Consider the following 20775-nt stretch of genomic DNA (forward strand, 5'->3'; position numbering starts at 1 on the left):
CTGGGCCGCAAGAAGTCCCCGCGGCCCAGTACGCTCAATGGACGAGGACTTTCGCCTTCTGCATCGGTACTTCATCGCTATCGTTGCGATGCGCAAGCCGGTAGAGCAGGGGAAGAACGAGCAGCGTCAGCGCCGTCGAGGACAGGATGCCTCCGATCACAACGGTCGCCAGTGGCCGCTGTACTTCGGCGCCGGTACCGGTCGCAATGGCCATCGGTACAAAGCCCAGCGATGCAACCAGGGCGGTCATCAGGACTGGCCGCAACCTTGTCAAGGCGCCGTGCGTGATTGCCCGGTCCAGTCCCATGCCTTCCTCGCGCAAGGTCCGGATATAGGAAATCATCACCAGGCCGTTCAGGACCGCCACACCCGAGAGCGCGATGAACCCGACCGCTGCGGATATCGACATCGGAATACCCCGCAGGGCCAGCGCGATGACGCCGCCGGTGAGGGCGAACGGGATACCCGTAAACACGAGCAAGCCGTCTTTCACGTTGTTGAACATCATGAACAACAGCGTGAACACGATGAACAGGGCAAGCGGCACGACCACCTGCAGGCGCGTGGTCGCCGATTCGAGCTGCTGGAATGTGCCGCCCCAGCTCGTCCAGTAACCCGCGGGCACCTTCACGTCCCTCGCGATCGCCGCAGCTGCCTCAGGTACGAAGGTGCCGATATCACGTCCGCGCACGTTCGCGCTCACGACAATACGGCGCTTACCGTTCTCCCGGCTGATCTGGTTCGGACCAGGCGTAAACTCGAGCGTTGCCACCTCCCCCAGGGGAATGAAGGAGGTCGCGCTGCCTTCCTTGGCCGGCAGCGAGATCGGAAGCTGCCTGAGGGCGTCGAGATCGGCCCGCGACGTTTCCGGGAGTCGAACGACGATGTCAAAGCGGCGGTCGCCCTCGAACATGGTGCCGGCTTCACGGCCGCCGGTAGCAATCGCCAGGGCTTCCTGCACCGCGCCGATATTCAGGCCATAGCGCGCTGTCTTCTCGCGGTCGATGTTTACAGTCAGCATTGGCAAGCCACCTGTTTGCTCGACCTTCACTTCGGCCGCACCGGGAATACGCTGGAGCACCTCAGCGATTTCCTGGCCCGTCGACGCCAGCACATCCATGTCGTCGCCGAAGACCTTGACGGCGACGTCGCTGCGCACGCCGGAGATCAGCTCGTTGAAGCGCAGCTGGATCGGCTGCGAGAATTCGTAGGCATTGCCTGCATATTTCTCGGACTCCTCCTGGATCGCCGTGACCAGCTCGGCCCGGCTCTTCTTCGGCTTTGGCCAGTCCGACTCGGGCCTGAGCATGATGTAGCCGTCCGAAATGTTCGGCGGCATTGGATCCGACGCGATCTCCGCAGTACCGGTCCTAGCGAACACCCGGTCGATCTCGGGGAACTTCGCCTTGAGCCCGGCTTCGATTTTCTTCTGCATCTCGACGGACTGGCTCAGGCTGGTGCCGGGGATACGCAGTGCTTGTATCGCGAGGTCGCCTTCGTTCAGGCTCGGAATAAATTCACTGCCAAGGCGCGTGACCAATAGTCCCGACAGCAGAACCAGCACGATCGCACTGGTGACGACAAGCGAGGCGTTACGGAAGACCTTTTCGAGCATGGGAGCGTAGGCGCGACTGGCCGCCGTCATGATCTTGTTTTCCTTCTCCGAAACACGTTTGCCGATGAACAGGGCGACGGCGGCAGGGATGAACGTGATCGACAGGATCATCGCGCCGAGCAAAGCAGCGACAACGGCGAAGGCCATCGGATGGAACATCTTGCCCTCGACACCGGACAGCGCGAAGATCGGCAGGTACACCACCATGATGATGAGCTGGCCGAAGAGCAGCGGCCGCCGTGCTTCCTTGGCAGCGGCGAACACTTCGTGGAAGCGCTCGGCCAGGGTCAGCTCGCGCTTGTGATGGTTCTGCGCATGCGCGAGGCGCCGCACGCAGTTCTCGACGATTACGACGGCACCGTCGATGATGATGCCGAAGTCCAGCGCACCGAGGCTCATCAGGTTCGCGCTGACCTTGTAGGTCACCATGCCCGTGAACGTGAACAGCATCGCCAGCGGGATAACCATCGCAGTAATGATTGCAGCCCGAATATTCCCGAGGAATAGGAAGAGAATGACGATCACGAGGACCGCGCCCTCGAGCAGGTTCTTCTTGACGGTATTGATGGCCTTGTCCACCAGCACGGTGCGGTCATAGACGGGAACTGCCTTGACGCCTTTCGGCAGTGAGCGATTGACGTCGACCATCTTGGCTGCCACCGCCTGGGAAACGGCACGGCTGTTCTCGCCGATGAGCATGAACACTGTGCCGAGCACGACCTCGCGGCCATTCTCGGTCGCGGCGCCGGTGCGCAGCTCCCGGCCGATATCGACGGTTGCGACATCACGTATGCGGATCGGGACGCCATCGACGTTGCTGAGGATGGTGTTGCGGATGTCGTCGAGGGTGCGCACCTGGCCCGGCGCCCGGATCAGGAATTGCTCGCCGCGGCGCTCGATGTAGCCGGCACCGACGTTGTTATTGTTCTGGTCGATCGAGCCCACGACGTCGGCCAGCGACAGGCCGTAAGAACTGAGCTTTGCAGGATCAGGAGCGATCAGGTACTCCTTGGCGAAGCCACCGATGGAGTTGATTTCGGTGACGCCGGCCACCTGGCGCAATTGCGGCTTGATGATCCAGTCCTGGATTTCGCGCAGGTCAGTCGGGGTATAAAGCGTGCCGTCAGGCTTCTTCGCACCTGGCTCGCTTTCGACCGTCCACAGGTAGATCTCGCCCAGGCCGGTCGAGATCGGGCCCATCATCGGCACCACACCGCCAGGCAGGTTTTCCCTGGCCTCCTGGATCCTCTGGTTGACGAGCTGGCGGGCAAAATAAATGTCCGTCCCGTCCTTGAAGATGACGGTCACCTGCGACAAACCGTAACGCGACAGCGAGCGTGTTTCTTCCAGACCAGGGAGGCCGGCCATGACCGTCTCAATCGGGAAGGTGACGCGCTGCTCGACTTCGAGCGGTGAATAGCCGGCCGCCGACGTGTTGATCTGGACCTGGACATTGGTAATGTCAGGTACTGCGTCGATCGGCAGTTTCTGGTAGTTGTAGATGCCCACGGCCGCCATAGCGACGACGGCCAGCATGACGAGCCACCGGTGCTCGATGGCAAAGCGAATTATTCGTTCAAACATGTCGGTTCCTTGTTTCAGTGCTCGTGCTCGGCACTACCTTTGCCTTGCTCGGCCTTCACAACGAAGCTTCCCGTTGCGACGTATTCGGCACCAGCACTCAATCCCTGGACGATCTCCACGATCTTGCCGTCGCCCGCTCCAGTGGTAACGGGCTGTGCGCGGAAGCCCTCGGCTGCCTTGACGAATACGACTGGCTTGCCTTCGATCGTCTGAACAGCGTCTGCCTGTACTGTTACGGCCGCGTCCTTCTTGCCACGAACGACCGAGACGTTCACGAACAGGCCGGGACGCCAGGCGAGGCCCGGGTTATCGATCACGACGCGGGCGGTCGCAGTCCGGGTCTGTTCACCCAGCATGTTGCCCACGTAGCTCACCTTGCCGTTGACGGATTCGCCGCCAGCGGAAGATCGGATGGTTACGCTCTGGCCGACACGGATCATCTGCAGGTCTTTCGGGCTGACCACAATTTGCACCCACACCTTCGACAGGTCGGACAGTACGAAGGCGTTGGCGTCTTCCTTGACGGCCTCGCCCTGCACCAAATGTTTTTCAACCACCACGCCATTGAAAGGCGCGCGTAATACGTACCGGTTGAGGGTGCCCGAGCCTGGCCCGGCCCCCAGCGCGGTAAGTTTCGACCGCGCCGACTGTGCTTCAATCTGGGCCTCGCGGTATTGCTGCTCGGCCTGCAGATAATCCTGCTGGGCCGAGATCTTGTCTTCCCACAGCTTCTTCTCGCGCTCGTAGGTCACGCGGGCGAATCCCAGGCGCTTGTCCGCAGCCAGGGCAGCGCTGCGCAGTTCAGCCAGCTCCGCGCTCGCAATCTCGGCCAGTGCCTGGCCCTTCTTGACGTCCTGGCCGAGCGAGGCGGAGACAGATTCGACGACACCGGCGACCCGTGGAACGACGTGTGCCGTGCGGTCCTCGTTGAAATGCACTTCGCCAGGGAGGGTCACGGCCGTGTCAACGCTGGCTGCGGCCGCCCTGGCGGTCACGATGCCGGCGCCCTGGATTTGCTGGGGAGTCATCTTGATTAGGCCGGGCGCGGCGTCGGCGTGGCCTTTTTCCTTGTCTTCGGCATGACCTCCTTCCTTGGGGGCAGACTTCTCCGTTGTTTCCTCTGCGTGTTCGCTTTCACCTTGCGCAGCGGGGGCATCCTTTTTCCAGAACAGAATGGCAAGCGCGAGAACAATACCTACGGCAACAACGGCCAGGATGGAGAATGTGGACTTTTTGTCGATGTTGAACTTCATGGGGAGATCCTGTTATTTGGGTTGGCGCCGTCGGTGTCGACGTAGCGGCCAAGGTGCGCGACGGCGCGGTAGCGGTCGTACAGCGCCTGGATGTACTGGGTGCGGATTTGCAGCAGCGTGCGCTGGGCGTCGAGGACGTCGAGGAAGCTGAACTTGCCTGCTTCAAACCCTGTCACGGCCGCATCGAACACGCGCTGCGCCCTTGGCAAAACGTCTTCACGCATGGTGCGCACCTGCTCGCGGGAGAGCTGCGCCCGCTGGTACGCAGTCGTCAGGGACTGGTGCAACCGCAGCCGCTCCGCCTCGAGTTCCGTCCGCGCCTTTTCAGCCCGCGAGAGCGATGCCTGGAGACTGCCCTGATTCCGGTTGAACAGGGGAATCGGCAGCGAAACGCCGAGCACGGTTTGCGAGCGGCCGATTTCGTCATCCTTTTGCCTGCCGACCATCAGGGTGACGTCGGGCATGCGCTGGGAGCGATCGAGGCCAACCTGGGCTTCCTCGCGCTCCAGCTGCAGGCGCGAGCGCCGCATCTGTGGCGAGGCATCGAGTCGCCGCTGCAGCTCGTCCAGCGCCGGGGGCAGCGCCAGGTCGAGTGCGGGAATTGCCAGAGGCTGCGAAACCGCGATCGTCTCGCCCCAGTAGGCGGCGAGCGTGAGCATGGCGATCGACAACTCGCTCTGCGCCTGAGCGAGCTCGAGGCGTGCCGTTGCTTGGGCCACGCCAGCGCGGTCCTGCTCGACAGGCGAGACGCGGCCAGCTGCGACCCGTCTTTCGGCGGCATAGGCAGCCTTGCTGGCGACGTCGAGCGAAGCTTGCGCGACTTGGAGCCGCTCCTGCGCACCGAGTGCGTCGAAGTAGGCGGTGGTGACATCGGCGCGCAGGTCTGTGCGCGCAACGCCAAGGTTACCTTCCGCCAGGCTGCGCTCACGCTCGGCCAGCCTGATGCGGGCCGAGCGCTTGCCGCCAAGCTCGAGCACCTGGCTGAGCTGAACTGTTTGGGTGCGGGTGCCGCGCTGGGTTCCCTCGCGGACAAAAGAGACCTCTGGATTGCGAAACACGCCGGCCTGGCGGCGCGCACCCTCGGCAATCGCCACGTCGAGCGCGGCTGCGCGCAGGGTCGGGTTGGCGGCCAGGGCCTTGGCGACGGCCTGCTCGAGCGTCAGCGGCGCGCTTGTGGCCATGGAGGACTGCTGGGTTGCCCCAGGCAACACCGGCTGCGCAGTCATCTGCGCAGCACTCGGCAACGCCTGTGCAAATAGCACAGCCGCCCCGAGGACGAAATACTTGGAATGCATGAATAACTCCGGTTGTTGAAAACGAAGGCTATTCAGCAGCGAGACGTATCGGGACGGCCTTCCAGCCCTCCCGCACAACGATGAGTGGATTTATACGATCTGCCGCCGAATCAGACGGCGGAGATCCATTGAGGCCGCTCGGGGCGAGCGGAGTACGAGGAAGAGTAGTGCGGGGAAATAGCTGGGGGAACGACACGAACAGGTTCCAGGATTGCTACCGCTACTGGAAGAGCGTCGAAGGATAAGGAGATGTGGGAACAGGACGAACAGTGCGAATGCACGATTGTTTTCTTTGCCGAACCCGAAGGCTGGTCCTTTCCGTCGAAGGCGACCTTGTGCCCCTCGGCTTCCGACGAGTGATGGCCGAAATGCTGGGCGGCGCGACCGGATTCATGCTCGCAATACGCAGCGACCACGCTCCAGCTGAGCTGAAGAGCGAGGATCGTCAAGACGAGGTAGATGAAGCGTCGGGCAGCCATGGAGAAAAGTATAGCATGAGGCATCGTCTTTCTTCTGTACCCATTACGGCAGGCTAGTGAGCGGGCGCAGCCAAATGGTACGCATCTATGATGTTGCAACATTTTCTACTGGATGAGAATCGCGTTGATACTGAAAACCGCCGCCGCTGTTGGTAGCCACCGCCGTCGCCCGAATCTTCGGCTGCTTTCTGCCCTACATTTGGCTGCGCAGGGGCAGCGTGATCTGGCTCCTGGCAGCGGCAGCGGCAGCGGCAGCGGCCAGCCTCGCGATTTTCGTCTTGTTACCTACGCTGTATCAAGCAGCTAGCAAGCGGGTGTACGCAGCCTAAGGCGGTGTATACGCTGCGACCGCCTTGGTGTGGCTAAGATTCCGGGTTCAGCAGCGGCTGCGTTTCCCGCAAGCGATTCCAACATACCTGCCGACCCCGAAGAACGTACATTGCTTTTCGATACTTGGTCAGGGAAGCGGGTTAATATATGGTTCTGATACGGAATATAACGCAACTAACATTCCTCCGGACGGGCACCGATGGCAAGTAAAGTCGAGCGCATTCTCATACTGGCAAAGACCTACCCTTCACCTAGCGCGAAGCACACCGAGACGTCCTGCGTTGCGGGAATCAATGAAGATGGTCTGGCGCGGCGCTTATATCCTGTGCCATTCCGTATGATTTCCACGCCTCAGCAATTCGAGAAGTGGCAGTGGATCACTGTCAGAATTGAGAAGCCGCCTGCTGATCACCGTCCGGAAAGTCATCGCGTTTTTGTCGACACAGTTCAAACCGGCGACAAAATCCTCACGACAAGGGGCTGGAATCTGCGTCGACCATGGTGGGAGAAGTTACCGATGTTCGACAGCTTTACAGCTATGGAAGCGGCACGGGAGCGTCGACAAATCAGCTTGGCGATATTGCGCCCGAAGTCCTCGGTCAAGCTCGAAATCTCGCCGGTACAGCATCCGGAATGGACGGAAGAAGAGATGGCCAAGTTAGTACAACAGCAAAGTCAGGGTAACCTGTTCTCCCCCGACGAACAACGCAAACAGCTCAAACTACTGGAAAAGCTTCCATTCGATTTTTACTACCACTACATCTGCGATACACCTGAAGGCGAGCGCGTATGCAAGCATAAGATTGTCGACTGGAAGGTCGGCATGCTTTATCGCACGTGTCGGAAGGACTACGGGGCCGAGTGGGAAGTGAAGTTTCGCGCTAAGCTAGAAGGCGACTTCAGCAAGAAAGACCCGATGTTTATGATGGGAAACATCCACCGGTTTCAGCACCAGTGGCTGATAATCAGCCTTCTGTATCCGCCAAAAGCAGACCGTTCTGCGGGCCTGCAGCCATCTCTGTTTTAACTGCAGCTTTGGAGAGATGCTGTACTTCGGCGCCACTGGCATGCCGCACGGCAGCCGCAACAAAGCTCCTATGGCACATGCGGTAATTCGCCTCGAAGCACAGTAGAGCACAATGGGAAGCCTCTGCCATTTCGGATAGCTCGGCAATGATTTCCCCTTTGCCAGCAAGGTAGCGCTTGAAATCCTTCGTATAGCGCTGCCAATCTCCGTCTTGCCGATATTGGTCCCGTATTGGTTTCGGGCACCCAAGCTCGGAGATATGCCGATAGTGAAAGCCGTTAGCGCTAAGAATTTCGCGTAGTCCATTCTTTGAGAAGCCGCGCTTGCGCGAGAGCGGCAGTTCGCGGATGTCGACAACGGTCTCTACATTGCCTAGTCTGAGCAGTGCCAGGAAATTTTCGATGTCCAGGCCTTCGTAGCCGATAGTAAAAATGCTCATGTGCTGTCCCTTGTGACCGCGGAGTTTACACGAAAATAGTCGGGCACTTCGGTGGACCTCACTGAGCGGCTATCGTTGCCGATCTTGCGCACATTTCCCGCATTCGTTTACCTGCAATACATACGTCGCGCGTGTCACGCTCCAGTATGCATTGGCATGCGTGCCGAGTGTCACGGGCTCGCTGAAGTATTCTCAGGATTCATTCCCAAACCAGGGTCCCGGCACCCGCTCGGGCTAGCTCGCCGTTTTTTCTTGACCTTCCTATGATGGCAAGGTGTACGGTGTCAGTATGGTGAACACTGAGTCAGGAAGGACCGGTATGTCGAACAAGAATCTGGCGGGCGTCGGCCCGTCCATCATGAGCCTGCCGATCGAGGGGATGACCTGTGCGTCCTGCGTCGGGCGGGTGGAAGCGGCACTCCGAAAGGTCGATGGCGTGGGCAGCGTCGCGGTCAACCTCGCAACGGAGCGCGCGGAAGTACGACCCAGCAGAAACGGTACAGTCGACCGTACTGCCTTGGTGCAGGCGATCGAGAAGGCTGGCTATGATGTTCCTGCTCAGACGATCGAACTATCTGTCGAGGGCATGACCTGCGCGTCCTGCGTCGGGCGCGTCGAGCGTGCGCTCCAGGCCGTGCCAGGCGTGACTCAGGCCACGGTGAACCTGGCCACGGAGCGTGCGACGGTACGGGGTACGGCATCGACCGACGCCCTGGTGGAAGCTATCGACAAAGCCGGCTACGACGCCCGTATCCTCGACGCCCTTGCCCGGTCTGGCGATGACGACGCTGCGTCGAGAAAGGACGCGGAGCGGCTGTCGATCAAGCGCGACCTGGTGATTGCGTCCGCTCTTGCGTTGCCCGTGTTCATTCTCGAAATGGGCCCACACCTGATTCCGTCCATGCACCATTGGGTAATGGACACTCTCGGCAGAGAGTCGAGCTGGTACCTGCAGTTCCTGCTGACTACGCTGGTGCTACTGGTCCCGGGGCGCCGCTTTTATACGAAAGGTTTCCCCGCGCTGCTGCGGCTGGCACCCGACATGAATTCACTCGTGGCGGTCGGTACGCTGGCAGCGTACGCGTACTCAGTGGTGGCCACATTCACGCCTGGCGTGCTGCCGGCTGGCACGGTCAACGTCTACTTCGAAGCAGCTGCCGTGATCGTGGCGCTGATCCTTCTGGGACGATTTCTCGAAGCCCGGGCAAAGGGACGGACTTCACAGGCAATCCAGCGGTTGGTGGGCCTGCAGCCCAAAGTTGCCCACGTGGTGCGCAGCGGGCGCCCAATCGATATACCCATTGGCGATGTCGTAGCTGACGATATCGTCGAGGTACGCCCAGGCGAGCGTGTTCCAGTCGACGGAGAGGTCACCGGCGGCGACAGTTACGTCGACGAATCCATGATCACCGGCGAGCCCATCCCGGTACAGAAACGGGCTGGGAGTGCGGTGGTAGGCGGGACCGTCAATCAGAGGGGCGCCTTTACTCTGCGGGCCACGGCGGTGGGCGGGCACACCGTGCTTGCCCAGATCATTCGCCTGGTCGAGCAGGCCCAAGGCTCCAAATTGCCGATCCAGGCTGTCGTCGACAGGGTAACGATGTGGTTCGTACCGGCCGTAATGATTGCTGCCTCGATCACCTTCCTGGTCTGGCTGGCCTTTGGCCCTTCACCAGCGCTGAATTTTGCCTTGGTGAACGCCGTTGCAGTGCTCATCATTGCTTGTCCTTGCGCCATGGGATTAGCGACACCGACGTCGATCATGGTCGGTACCGGGCGCGGCGCGGAGCTGGGGGTGTTGTTTCGAAAGGGCGAGGCGCTGCAACTGTTGAAGGACGCCAAAGTGGTGGCCATGGACAAAACCGGAACCCTGACCGAAGGGAAACCAGTGCTGACCGATCTCGAAGTTGTTGACACTTTCGTGCGAGCCGATGTATTGGCCCACATTGCGGCCGTGGAATCGCGCTCAGAACACCCGATTGCCCGCGCTATTGTCGAGGCTGCGGAGAAAGAAGGCCTTGGGCTTGCCGCGCCAGCCGAGTTTGAGTCCGTCACCGGTATGGGCGTGTGTGCCAATGTCGACGGCGTGCGCGTGGAGATCGGTGCAGACCGCTACATGCGGTCGCTGGGCCTGGATGTCGGGACGTTCGCGCAAACCGCCGAGAGGCTGGGTCGCGAAGGAAAATCGCCGCTTTACGCAGCAGTCGATGGGCGCCTGGCGGCGATCATCGCCGTCGCCGACCCGATCAAGGAGAGCACGCCAGCTGCGATCTCGACGCTGCATCAGCTGGGTCTAAAGGTCGCGATGATCACCGGAGATAACGAACGTACCGCCAGGGCGATCGCTGCACGTCTCGGTATCGACGAGGTTGTTGCTGAGGTACTACCCGAAGGTAAAGTCGAAGCGATCCGGCGCCTTCGCGCTGCGCACGGGTCCGTGGCTTATGTGGGCGATGGCATCAATGATGCGCCGGCGTTGGCCGAGGCGGAGGTGGGCCTTGCGATTGGCACTGGTACCGACATTGCGATGGAAGCTGCGGACGTGGTACTGATGTCAGGCAGTTTGCAAGGCGTACCCAACGCCATTGCGCTATCGAAAGCGACCATCGGTAACATCCGCCAGAATCTTTTCTGGGCTTTCGCCTACAACACTGCCTTGATTCCCGTGGCAGCCGGCATGCTGTACCCAGTCAATGGCGTCTTGCTGTCGCCGGTCTTTGCCGCCGGCGCGATGGCATTGTCCAGCGTTTTCGTCCTGGGCAATGCGTTGCGCCTGCGGGGCTTCAGGCTGCCGCTACTGGTGAATGAAAAGGGAGAAAACAGATGAACATCGGTGAAGCATCCAAGGCATCAGGCGTGTCAGCCAAGATGATCCGCTACTACGAGGACACCGGGCTGATCCCACCCGCGGCCCGCACCGAGTCGGGCTACCGTGCATATGCACGGAACGATGTGCACCGCTTGGGTTTTATCCGCCGTGCACGGGATCTCGGGTTTTCGGTAGCAGAAATTGGGGAATTGCTCAGCTTGTGGAGCGATCGCGCACGGCAAAGCGCTGACGTTAAACGTCTGGCGCAGGCCCACATTGTCGAGCTTGAAAAGCGGATTGAAAGTCTGCGGGAAATGGCGGACACCTTGCAGGAGCTGGTCAGCTGTTGCGCAGGTGATGAGAGACCGGAATGTCCGATTTTAGCTAAGCTCGAACATCCTGACGATGGTGATGCGAAATCTCAGCTGCAGCCAGGCATGACGTCTGTCTTCCGCAGCATGGCGTCGGCCGGAAATTAACTGGAACCGCGCTCCAGGCTGTGCGGCTTGGGAACCGGGGCCTTTAATGAGCGCAACAACAGGTCCCCGCCGGGGATGAGGTCCGTATGCCCGGACGTGCACCCCGGCGGGGGGCAGGGACCTTATAAAGCCCGCGGGGGGAAACCTGCTTCGGTCAGAGCGTGCTCGAGTTCGGCGCGTGTAGCAGAGGCCACAACTTGCACGGTACGCTTCGGAGGATCAGCAGTTACCTGTGCATTCGCGTCGACCGACTGAATAGCCCTCGTGACGCCGCGCGCACAACCGCCGCAGGTCATGTTGTCGATGTGAAACTCCATACAAACCTCCTTATTTAAAGTGTGAGAAGAAGCGTAGGGCTTCCAACGGTAGGAAGGTCAAGAGCTTCCCGAAACGCGCGAATCCAAGCTGTTCGGTCGCTTCGACTTCTGGGGTATGGGCGTAGCAATGACGGAGGGCCTACTGAATCGCCTGTTCGCACCGCTCGGCTACATAGTGCCGACCGAGGCTGAGCCAAACTATTTCGAGCAACCGAATAGTTGACCCATCTCGGACTGGCTCACAAACCAGCGTCCGCGAGAGCCGGGGCGGCCGCATGTGGCCAAGTGCCTGATTGCAGTGTTAGAAATTCAAATTTCCGCTAGCAGAAGCCCGAGGTTGTTCTCTGCACATTCGACCTATGCGAGTCAAGAACGTGAGGCTCCAGGTGTGTTATGTATGATGATCGATGAGGCACAGTAGGCCGCACTGCAATAGAAGATGTTGTTTATAAGCACTTTTCCACTGCTCCTAGGCTAGGGTTCACGTGGTATACTGAATGCTAGCGATACAAACTGCCAAGGAGGCACCATGTTTGCATTCAGCCCGGTTTTCTCTCGTGAAGACGTGCGTCGCGTCGGCGAGAAGATGAACGGCAACTCGCCCCCCCAACTTTCTGATCGAACCAGAAAACTTCTTACTACTGTCCAATTCTCAAGCGGCGATCTTGTCAAAGCAACATCGGGCGCTGTAATTGAAACCTCGTTGGAACTACAGAAGGGCAAGTAACATTTGCAATATCTTTATCCACTTCTGGTTTCTGGTCCCAACGATGTTCCGGGCGCGCTAGCTTACTTCGTATATAAGCGAAGCAAAGTGGAATGGCGTGACAAATTCGTCCTTGATCATGGTCGTCAACCCTCTCCGGACGAGGAAAAGGAATTCGTCAGGATTTTGGCACTTCCAGAAAGTGTAGCAAGCTTCAAGCAGCGAGGGGAACAACTAGCTACGCTGTTTGCGAACAAGCTGCTTGAAGAAAAAATGGCAGTTCTTGCTGCCGAAGTTGTGCAGTCTGAACTAGCGACCAAATTTACTTCGCTTGAGTCCCAAGTCGCATCGTCCATGACTCGCATTGAGGCCCGGTTCGACGAAAAGAAAACACTTGGCGGCTGGTTACGCGATATCGGCACCTCATTGATTTCTGGCTTCGGCTTGATCATCATTCTTGGTGCCGCAGCGCTGGGGTATGCCATGCTCAGCAAGATGAACTCCTCACTGGAGGAGGCAGCCGGGGTCGGTACACCCAAGGACCAAGCAGCTGCAGCGAAATAATCGCGCATTGGCCGCGATTTCCGACTACCTCATCTACCGTACGATACCGATGGCCCCAGCGTAGCCTTTGCTTATCTATCGTAGCTTCTCCAATAACGACGAAGTACGCAGTTCAGTTAAGAATCTCAGGTATTGCATTTCAGCCACTGCAAGTACCCCGGAGACGACGGGCCTACGCCAAACAAGTCCCTGCGACTTTCGCGCGCGAAAGTGTGTAGCTTGAGATTTCAAAGTTGCTACATGTGCTCTCTCGCTCTCGCGTGTCCGAGGAATACAAATTCGATGGCCCAGCTAGGTGAAATGTGCATCGTCTTCCGCGCCTGAACGTGGCTATACAGTCAGCGCTATACTGGAGCCGGTAGACAAACAGCTCGGAGAATGTCGCTACATTTCGGAGGTCAGAAGATGAGCTTACAAGATGCCGTAGACGTGCTGAGCGACCAAGCCGCTGGCCGACTAGTGCAGAGCCGATCCCAGCTGATTTCCGCCGCCCTCGCGCTAGAAACAGTAAGTTTTGACACAACCAGCCGGGATCTCCTCGACGCGGCAGCAGGACTCAATTTGCTTGCAAGGGGAGGCGACCTACTGCTTGATCAAAAGGGACAAGAGCGCGCAGCCCATTTGGCGATGGTGGTCACGGCACTGCATTGGCGCGCACAGCACGGCTATACTGGCCGAGACGGTTTGATTGTGTTTTTCGGCGGCAAGGTGCAAGGCTGGGTAGATGAATTACGCAATCCCGAACATTGGCGGGATGGCTGCATTGCCGTGAATGAACTAGGCGATTCCTGGGTAGCGACCGGTGGAAACGAACAGAATGGCGCCAAAAGTTGGGAGCCCGAATGGACCGATGGTCGGCGCCTTACGACCAGCTAACTGGTCAATAATCCAGTGAAGGAAATTCATTGGAGCACTGAATCGCAACATCACATTCGTTGGGCCACCTAAGGTGTGAACTGCGGCAAGCCATGCGCCCGCGTATCCCGCAACCACGCTTGCGGTAAAACGTCGCAGTCAAACATCTCCATGTCGGGCGTAAGCATGAGAATGCCCCACGGGGCATGCCGTTGCTGATAGCTGCTCCCCAGGCCGATGCCAATACTGCGGTCACCGGCTCGTTCCACTAACGCATATCCTGGATCCGAAGCATGCTCGGGAAAACGCCTCAAGGGCCAGTCGAGGGAGGCGAGCCGCCATGCAAAGTAGCATAATCCGGTGCCAGTTCAGCTGTCAGCGTCATCGTTAACGACTTGGACGTACCAAGACTGCACCGTGCATTCTTTCGTTGTATTGTCGAGTTCAAAGCCGCTGATCGTCATGCAACCGTCCCCAATCCAACGCACCACTGCATCGCGCAGGCGGGGCAGCACGTCTGCACCGACCTTTATATCGCGTAGAACAGCATAGGTCATGCTGCGGCGGAAGTCCTGGTCATACTGTTCGGTCAAGGTAAGATAGCCCATGTGTACAGGCTGGGCTGTTATAGACCGATGGCGGGGAAGGGGTCTGCCATCTTCGAATAGCTGAGCGACACGGACGAACATGACATACACAATGCTGTATAAAAACACAGTATAGCAGATGCCTGATTGTCAAAGCATCTGTGGCAAGGCAATCGCGGCCAGGCACACAAACCACACGTCTACCATCATTCTCCCCATTCTACGCACCCTTCATGGACGGCGCCGATAACTGCGGGGCCCTCTGGTAAAGTTGACCCTCAACGGTACAAACACGTGATAGTTTTCGTGGCTTGCTTTATAATTACTGTTTTACAACTTTTTGTGGCATCCACTTCGATACTGCCTTTAACAAATCATGCTTAGAACCGAACAGAAGGCAGCGATTCGTCAAGGCTTTGAGATGGGCTTCTCGGACACACGTATTGCCCGTAGTGTTGAAGGCATCAATCACATGCAGGTGTTCAACTACCGGCATAAGCTGAAGATACCGACGAGTGATATCGTCAACAGGCGTTACGACATCTGGACTCAGCTCATCTACAAGGGTGTGAGCATCGGCCAAATTGCCAGGATGTATGACGTCACCGAAAAGAGCATCAAAGTCCTGCTCTGGAAAAATCGTGACATATCTCTGGTCGAAGCAAAGGCCCAGGTGTTGAAGCTCCGGGAAGAAAACCAGTTACTCGAGTTGGGAGACGGTATTCCAAGCCTCGGTCAGCTCGGTCTTCAGTTCACACCGATCTCGCCGGGAGAAAAACCTACGGAAGAGGCGCTTGGCGACCAAGAGACCGAGGGACAAAAGGCCGGGTAGCAAACCTGCTCGACTTTCGCGCGCGAAAGTCGAGCGTGATCTCCAAACATACCAGGTTCCTGCAACGACCGATCATCCTGGCACCCGCCGTCGCCCCACGACGCGGATCTCGATCAACCGGCGTGACCGCCAATCACTGTTCATTGCGTGGACGGCCACACACTTCGATCAAGCGCGTGTCCGGATGCGGATGGTGGTCTCCTTCTTCCTGATAGCCTTTCAGGAACTCGTGCCAGTGCCGCGCAACGGTTTCCTTCATTGCCCCACATCCGACCAGCCGGACGGCGATCCGGTCCGCGTCGAGCTCGCGCGCCGCCGCGCCGCTATCGGTCCAGCGCGTCCAGAACCGGTAGGCGTCCAGTCGCGCCACATGGCCGACCTCGTGGGCAAGAATGAAGCGCACATCGTTATCGCTGAATTTTTCGGGGTCGAGCATCCCGGGTGAGACGACGATGACGGCATTACCGGAGAACGCGCCGGCCGCCGCTGCGGCACTGCCGATGACGAAGGTCGGATTGAGTCGAAGACGCAGCCGGCGCGCATAGTCGTCGACTTCCTGGACGATAAATTGTTCGCGCGCAGTGGCGGCGCCCATGCGTGGGCCGAGCTTCTGATAGACCTGGTGGGGCCAGTCATAAAGCATCGCCAGCAGCGCGGCCGAGTAGACCGTGTTCGCGATCCTGCCTGTAAATCGCCCCTTTTTTTTGGCCGGCATTGCCGGCGCTGCAGCCGTCACGCGCTAGGCCGTCAACGGCGCCATGGCCCGTCACCCGTGCCGAAGTTGCGGCCACGGATGTCGACATTACCCACCATCGGCGTCCCATCGATGTTCATGCCCGTTGAATGCCCCAGGTCCGGCCCTCGGCTCGGGCGGTAAGTCGTCCCCAGGCTGAACAACTTCGGAATTTTCGAGAACCATTTTTTAAACATATGACCTCCTCAAACGCTGCTGCGAGCCCACCAGGCGAGCAGCAGCACGACGATGGCGACACCGGCCGCTATCCAGGAATACTTCTCCTTTTTGCTGATCTTGTGCGCCGCGAGTGCAGCGAAAGCATTTTGCCTCTTGTTCATGACCTGCTCCCATGCTAACGGATTGAGAAAACAACGACTTATTTTTTCGCTGGTAACTCGGTGCGCTTCCCTGAAAGCACCGTGTTGTGCAGCGTATTGGCAACGGCGCGCGCATTGGTGCCGCTGCCGTTCTGGTCGAGGCCTGACTCGGCCGCAGCCCGCTCGCCCGAAGCGCGATCCGCGTGGACCGTGTCTGCAACGCCTTTAACCCCATGTGCGACCTCGGTGGCGAATGTGTAGCCGCCGACAAGCTGCTCGGCCACCGACCGCTCGCCGCCTGCGGCACCCGATTTGCCAGTTCCCCTCGCAGGCTGGGCCCGCGGTCCCGTCGGGACCTGCTTGACCAGTCCGGCCGCGTTCACGCCACTATGATCCGTTGGCGAAGCGATGTCGAAATGGGCGCGAGGCTGGAGGTCCGCCGTCGCGAACTGGGCTGCGATCATGGCATTTACCGATCCCATCAGGAACTCGTTCGCTCGGAGCCGGTCCTCCGGCCTTGCGTTCTCGTCGGAAGCCAGGAGGTAAGCAGCGCGGTGCCGCGCCATTGCTTCGTTTGCCCGGTCATCCCCGACGATGCGGTCGGTCACCCCCGCGCCCATATCATGCCGTGCCCGCTCAAGGTATGGCTGAGCTGACGCAGAATTCCCGAACAAACGTCCCTGGTTGAGCTGGAAGCGCTGGTATTCGGGATTTGTCTTCATCTGGTTGGCGACTTCCTTGCCGCCAATCTGGGCATTGAGGGACACGAAACCGGAGGATCGCTTGACCGCATCGGACGCAACATCGGAAAGCGACTTGGACTCGGAAAGCGTTTTGGCATATTGCCGTTGTACGCCAAGCGAGTGCTGCAGCGTGCGTGCCTCGTCGGTACCGATATTTTTGAACTTGTCGCTCTGCAGCGCCGTGTTGAATGTTTTCGCCAGTGCCTGCGACTTCGCCACACTTTGGTCCTGTTCGACCCTGCGGCCGGCGGACATCGAGTCGGTCGCTCCAGTGGAAGTGGTGTGCTGTCCCTTGACGCTGGCCCCGCCGCTGACGCCGAACAGGCCACCCTTGCCGGATAGGGGAGGCCCGACGCTCAGCTCGGCGCTGGCGCCCAGGCTCTGCTGTGTATTGTTCGCGTTCTGCTTGTCGGAAGTGACCGCATGTCCCGATTTCCCGGCCTGGATCGCCGAGTAGTTGCGGCTGTACTCGTCCCTCAACGCCTTGAACGTCGACTCCGTGACCCCGAGCTTCTTGTAGTCCCCGGTCTGGAATGCACGCGTCCAGGACTGCATGTTGGTTTGCCCGTCGGTTATCGACTGCATCTTCTGGTGCGCGGAAGTCAGGCTGTTGGAGGCCTCGCGATGCAAACTCCCAAACTGGGCGTTCGTCGCGATCGCCGGCACGGCGCCCGTGAGGCTGACGTTCGTGCCGCCAACACCTTGCTCTGCCTTCGCCACGCTGCTGTTCGTGACCAGCGGCGTCGCGTCTACGGGCGCCGGGTTGACGGACTTGCTCTCGTCTTTCGAGCCCGACGCCATCGAATCGGATATCTTCACCAGTGCGGCCGACTGACCGAGGGCGAAGATGGTCGACATCAGGATCGGCAAGGTCGCCATCAGGTGGCTGGCCGTGCCGATCTCGAGCGAGAAGTTCTTGTAGACCTCCACCGCGGTCGACTGGTTGATGAAGCCGCCCTGCGCGATCGCACGCATGAAGTTCGAAACCTGGATGTAGATCATCCCATTGATGAGCTCGGCGCCGACGTTCATAATCAGGAGCGGCCAGACGATCATGTGCACGGCCACCTTCATGTTCCGCGCGGCGCCGACGCCCGACCACATCATGAACAGGATGATCACCGGACCGAGCCCAATGATCACGGCCGTGATCTGGTTAGCGAACGCGCCGGCGTACATCAGCGATTCGAAGCCGTTGGCGGCAGCCTGGATGTTGTTGCGCTCGATTTCATTCGCCTGCACCGCCATCGCCAGACAGGTGCTCTTGTTGGTGCCGTCGGCGCGCAGGCAGTCCAGGTCGTTCTTCACCAACTCCGCAAACAGCAGGTTGATCACCTCGGCGTTGGCTTGGGCCACGCCGCCGGCGAGCCCGCCAGAGGTCAGATTCGCGGTGCGTACCGCCGCGTACTGGCTGGCGATTCCTGCGATCGTAAAGTCACCGTTGGCGTTCGGCTGGTCCGCTGCATTCACGGCGCCTTGCACGACGCGACGGAATGCGTCGGACCTAAGCGCCGCGTCGATGTCGGCGCCGACCTGGGCGGCCGCGTCCGCGCACGTGGCAATGTGATTCGTTCCTACCTGAACCTGGGTGACGATGGCGGTCGTGTTTTGCGCCGCCTCGGCCAGTAACATGCCGATCGACGTGCGTTCCGATCCCACGTCCGACCACACCGAAATCGACGCTGGACCCGCCGCGGCTCCGGTCAGGTTGCCGGCAAAGAGGACCCGATCGGCGATCTGGGCGTAATCGGCGCCGGAATCAGAATTCAGACAGGCGCTCAGGACTGCATTGACCTTCGAGGGAATCCCCCCCAACCGCAGCACCGCGGTGCGCGACGTCAACAGGGTTTTCAAGGGATTGATGAAACCGCGGTTTGCTGCCGAGATAGAGGCGTAGTCCGTGCCAGTCGCCTGCATGGCGGTCCTGACCTTATCGCCGACGCTTGTCGAAACCAGGCTTGCCGTCGCCGGCGCGATCGATATCAGCAAAGGCACATTGTCGACCGAGGTCGTCGCCCCGGTCATGCCACTTTCGACGGTCACCGTCGTCTTCAGTGTCGGAGAGGTCAGGAAGATGGCCAGGCAAAACGGGATCAGCAGGGCGACCGCCCGTTTGCCCAGATCGGCGCCGGCCGTACCACCAGGCGCCCCGCCGGCGGCCGCCGTCGTCATCATGAGGAGCGACCACATCGCCGCCAGCAGGGCGAACCCCCACACCAGCATATCTTCCTGACACACCATCGCCACCGTGTTCAGGATCGCGTTCAGCGTCGTCAGGTCGCCATTCGCCGTATAGATGACTTGATCTGGAAACATGGCGGTTACCGGTTAGTGAAACCGTTGAGGATCGCGGCCTGGTTCAGCATCTGGGCGATTTCCAGTACCGAACGGTCATGGTCGCAGCTTTGCTGCCGCTCCAGGAAGTCATTCCGGAGCCGCTCGATGTTGTGCTTTGCCTCGTCAGTCAGAACGTAGGAATTGTTGTTGCCGACGGCCGCGGCTCCCCGGTACAGCGCGCTGCCGAGCTGGGCGGCCACACAATTGCGGATCCCGACCCGCATCCTGCGCGCCATGCTTTTGCGTGCTTCCGGGTTGCTGGTCTTCTGGAGGAGGGCGATGATCGGGTAATTCGCCTGGTGAAGGAACTGCAGCTGCGCCGTCGTGAACTGCCCGCTCGTGCCGCTATTGATGATGCCTACGATCGACGCCGGATCGACGCCGGTGTCGTCAGGCGAGCCGAACAACATACTGTTGATCCACCCCTCGATGCCCTGATAGTTGAAGTCATCGACCCGAATCTGGCTGCAGATTTGCGGGTCGAATCCACCGCTCGACGGTGCCGTACCTGCCGGATCAAGACAGGTGTACAGGTGCAGCGGGTAGTCCGGCCTGCTCGAGCCCGGCCCGCCGCCAGTGACAAAGTCCTCGAGGGTGATGGTGGCGCCGCCCCTGCAGCTCACGCGCGGAATATTGTTAGTGGACTGGTTGCTGGTCGTGTCCTCGACGCCGGCCCCGTTGAACGAGCGGCAGGGTATCCCCGCGATTTCGTAGCCAAGGAGCGACAGCAGTACCTTGTTATTCAGCGAATTCGGATTGCTCGAATCGTCCGCGCTACCGTCAATGTTCGCCAATCCGATGACGCCGAGCACGGAACTCGATCCGGAGGAGACGATGGCCTTGACGACCTGGTTCCCGACGCGCGGGTTGACCTCTCCCTGTTTTCGCAGGTACTGCGCAGCGTTCGTATTGAATTCCTTCAGCCCCGCGGCGAGGTCGGTAAAGATGCCTTTCGCCGTGGAGCCGACCGCGCCATCGCCATCCGTCGAGTCGGAAAGAGCGCGCTCGGCCTTGTCGACGATCAGGTGAGCCAGGCTGCATGAGTTCTTGGCGAGATTGTTCATGTTCTGCAGCATCGTCTGGAATTCCGTCATCAGCGAGTCGAGTGAAGGCGAAATGACTTTGATGGCGGCCTTGAAAGCCAGGCCGGCTGCATTCGAGGCGACGCTTCTGAAAATGGCGATCAGCTCAGCACCATTGATGAAGCTAAAGCTGCCTCCGTACAGGTCGACCCCACCGCACCCGGCGTTCAGGCGCGGCGGATCGAAAGCGACGACGTTTACGTTGTGGATCGGGGTTCTCATCGAATAACCGCCGGCATGGATCCCGACACGGTCCCGGGCGGTGAACGTACCCGGCGCGGTCGAATTCGACATGAACATGGAGTTCAGGTCAGCCATGATGCCGGCCCTGGCGGCGGTCGACAGCAGGAACAGGGTACTGATGGCCACGATGGTGCGCAGTTTCATGT

Annotated in this window: 18 protein-coding genes and 1 pseudogene; 8 read left to right on the plus strand and 11 right to left on the minus strand. The window is 59.7% G+C overall.

Features of this window, described 5'->3' with window-relative positions:
• Window positions 1-34 precede the first annotated feature (34 nt).
• The 3 genes from NRS07_RS19515 to NRS07_RS19525 are packed head-to-tail and all read right to left on the minus strand — an operon-like array spanning window position 35 to window position 5747.
• Window positions 35-3199, minus strand: coding sequence for a CusA/CzcA family heavy metal efflux RND transporter (locus NRS07_RS19515; RefSeq protein ID WP_259213505.1), 3165 nt, complete (start codon window positions 3197-3199; stop codon window positions 35-37).
• Window positions 3200-3213: 14 nt separating this feature from the next.
• Window positions 3214-4452 carry an efflux RND transporter periplasmic adaptor subunit gene (locus NRS07_RS19520; RefSeq protein WP_259213507.1) on the minus strand — a complete coding sequence of 413 codons (1239 nt, stop codon included), beginning with the start codon at window positions 4450-4452 and terminating at the stop codon, window positions 3214-3216.
• Window positions 4449-5747, minus strand: a complete 1299-nt coding sequence (locus NRS07_RS19525; protein ID WP_259213509.1) for a TolC family protein — start codon at window positions 5745-5747, stop codon at window positions 4449-4451. The genes NRS07_RS19520 and NRS07_RS19525 overlap by 4 nt, the downstream gene beginning before the upstream one ends.
• 625 nt (window positions 5748-6372) lie before the next feature.
• Between NRS07_RS19525 and NRS07_RS19530 the strand changes: the two are divergent.
• Window positions 6373-6552 (plus strand): annotated as a pseudogene (locus tag NRS07_RS19530) (hypothetical protein); the annotation flags it as partial.
• A 203-nt stretch (window positions 6553-6755) separates the two neighbouring features.
• Window positions 6756-7583 (plus strand): hypothetical protein, encoded by an 828-nt coding sequence (locus NRS07_RS19535; RefSeq protein ID WP_259213514.1) that lies wholly within the window; start codon window positions 6756-6758, stop codon window positions 7581-7583.
• Here the strand turns inward: NRS07_RS19535 and NRS07_RS19540 are convergent.
• Window positions 7522-8022 carry a DUF488 family protein gene (locus tag NRS07_RS19540; protein ID WP_259213517.1) on the minus strand — a complete coding sequence of 167 codons (501 nt, stop codon included), beginning with the start codon at window positions 8020-8022 and terminating at the stop codon, window positions 7522-7524. The two genes, NRS07_RS19535 and NRS07_RS19540, sit on opposite strands and share 62 nt — an antisense overlap.
• 319 nt (window positions 8023-8341) lie before the next feature.
• Between NRS07_RS19540 and NRS07_RS19545 the strand changes: the two genes are divergently transcribed.
• Both NRS07_RS19545 and cueR read left to right on the plus strand, forming a co-directional pair.
• A complete protein-coding gene (locus tag NRS07_RS19545; protein ID WP_259213520.1) occupies window positions 8342-10849 on the plus strand; it encodes a heavy metal translocating P-type ATPase in 2508 nt (835 codons plus the stop codon).
• On the plus strand, window positions 10846-11310 hold the full coding sequence (gene cueR / locus NRS07_RS19550) for a Cu(I)-responsive transcriptional regulator (protein ID WP_259213526.1): 465 nt from the start codon (window positions 10846-10848) through the stop codon (window positions 11308-11310). Before NRS07_RS19545 ends, cueR begins: the two co-directional genes overlap by 4 nt.
• A gap of 122 nt (window positions 11311-11432) precedes the next feature.
• Here cueR and NRS07_RS19555 read toward each other — a convergent pair whose 3' ends face one another.
• Window positions 11433-11627 carry a heavy-metal-associated domain-containing protein gene (locus NRS07_RS19555; protein ID WP_259213528.1) on the minus strand — a complete coding sequence of 65 codons (195 nt, stop codon included), beginning with the start codon at window positions 11625-11627 and terminating at the stop codon, window positions 11433-11435.
• A 529-nt stretch (window positions 11628-12156) separates the two neighbouring features.
• On the opposite strand from NRS07_RS19555, the gene NRS07_RS19560 reads away from it, so the two are divergent.
• From NRS07_RS19560 to NRS07_RS19570, 3 genes are all read left to right on the plus strand, one after another.
• Complete coding sequence (locus NRS07_RS19560) at window positions 12157-12354, plus strand: hypothetical protein (RefSeq protein ID WP_259213530.1); 198 nt, start codon at window positions 12157-12159, stop codon at window positions 12352-12354.
• Window positions 12355-12441: 87 nt separating this feature from the next.
• Complete coding sequence (locus NRS07_RS19565) at window positions 12442-12897, plus strand: hypothetical protein (protein ID WP_259213531.1); 456 nt, start codon at window positions 12442-12444, stop codon at window positions 12895-12897.
• 405 nt (window positions 12898-13302) lie between these two features.
• Entirely contained in the window at window positions 13303-13773 is a 471-nt protein-coding gene (locus NRS07_RS19570) for a hypothetical protein (protein WP_259213541.1), read from the plus strand.
• 347 nt (window positions 13774-14120) lie between these two features.
• Here NRS07_RS19570 and NRS07_RS19575 read toward each other — a convergent pair whose 3' ends face one another.
• The gene (locus NRS07_RS19575) at window positions 14121-14360 is read right to left on the minus strand and encodes a hypothetical protein (protein ID WP_259213543.1); all 240 of its coding nucleotides are present in this window, start codon (window positions 14358-14360) and stop codon (window positions 14121-14123) included.
• A gap of 355 nt (window positions 14361-14715) precedes the next feature.
• On the opposite strand from NRS07_RS19575, the gene NRS07_RS19580 reads away from it, so the two are divergent.
• Window positions 14716-15171 (plus strand): hypothetical protein, encoded by a 456-nt coding sequence (locus tag NRS07_RS19580; protein ID WP_259213545.1) that lies wholly within the window; start codon window positions 14716-14718, stop codon window positions 15169-15171.
• 133 nt (window positions 15172-15304) lie between these two features.
• Here the strand turns inward: NRS07_RS19580 and NRS07_RS19585 are convergent, their stop codons facing one another.
• Genes NRS07_RS19585 through NRS07_RS19605 form a run of 5 tightly spaced genes read right to left on the minus strand, consistent with a single transcriptional unit; the run spans window position 15305 to window position 20773 of the window.
• Window positions 15305-15886 carry a M48 family metalloprotease gene (locus tag NRS07_RS19585; RefSeq protein WP_259213554.1) on the minus strand — a complete coding sequence of 194 codons (582 nt, stop codon included), beginning with the start codon at window positions 15884-15886 and terminating at the stop codon, window positions 15305-15307.
• A gap of 32 nt (window positions 15887-15918) precedes the next feature.
• The gene (locus NRS07_RS19590) at window positions 15919-16101 is read right to left on the minus strand and encodes a hypothetical protein (RefSeq protein WP_259213555.1); all 183 of its coding nucleotides are present in this window, start codon (window positions 16099-16101) and stop codon (window positions 15919-15921) included.
• Between the two features lie 9 nt (window positions 16102-16110).
• Entirely contained in the window at window positions 16111-16245 is a 135-nt protein-coding gene (locus NRS07_RS19595; RefSeq protein WP_259213559.1) for a hypothetical protein, read from the minus strand.
• 38 nt (window positions 16246-16283) lie between these two features.
• Window positions 16284-19283, minus strand: coding sequence for a conjugal transfer protein TraG N-terminal domain-containing protein (locus NRS07_RS19600; protein WP_259213562.1), 3000 nt, complete (start codon window positions 19281-19283; stop codon window positions 16284-16286).
• 5 nt (window positions 19284-19288) lie between these two features.
• Window positions 19289-20773, minus strand: coding sequence for a conjugal transfer protein TraH (locus NRS07_RS19605; RefSeq protein WP_259213564.1), 1485 nt, complete (start codon window positions 20771-20773; stop codon window positions 19289-19291).
• Window positions 20774-20775 lie beyond the last annotated feature (2 nt).

This window comes from Massilia sp. H6, from assembly GCF_024802625.1.
Lineage (GTDB): Bacteria > Pseudomonadota > Gammaproteobacteria > Burkholderiales > Burkholderiaceae_D > Telluria.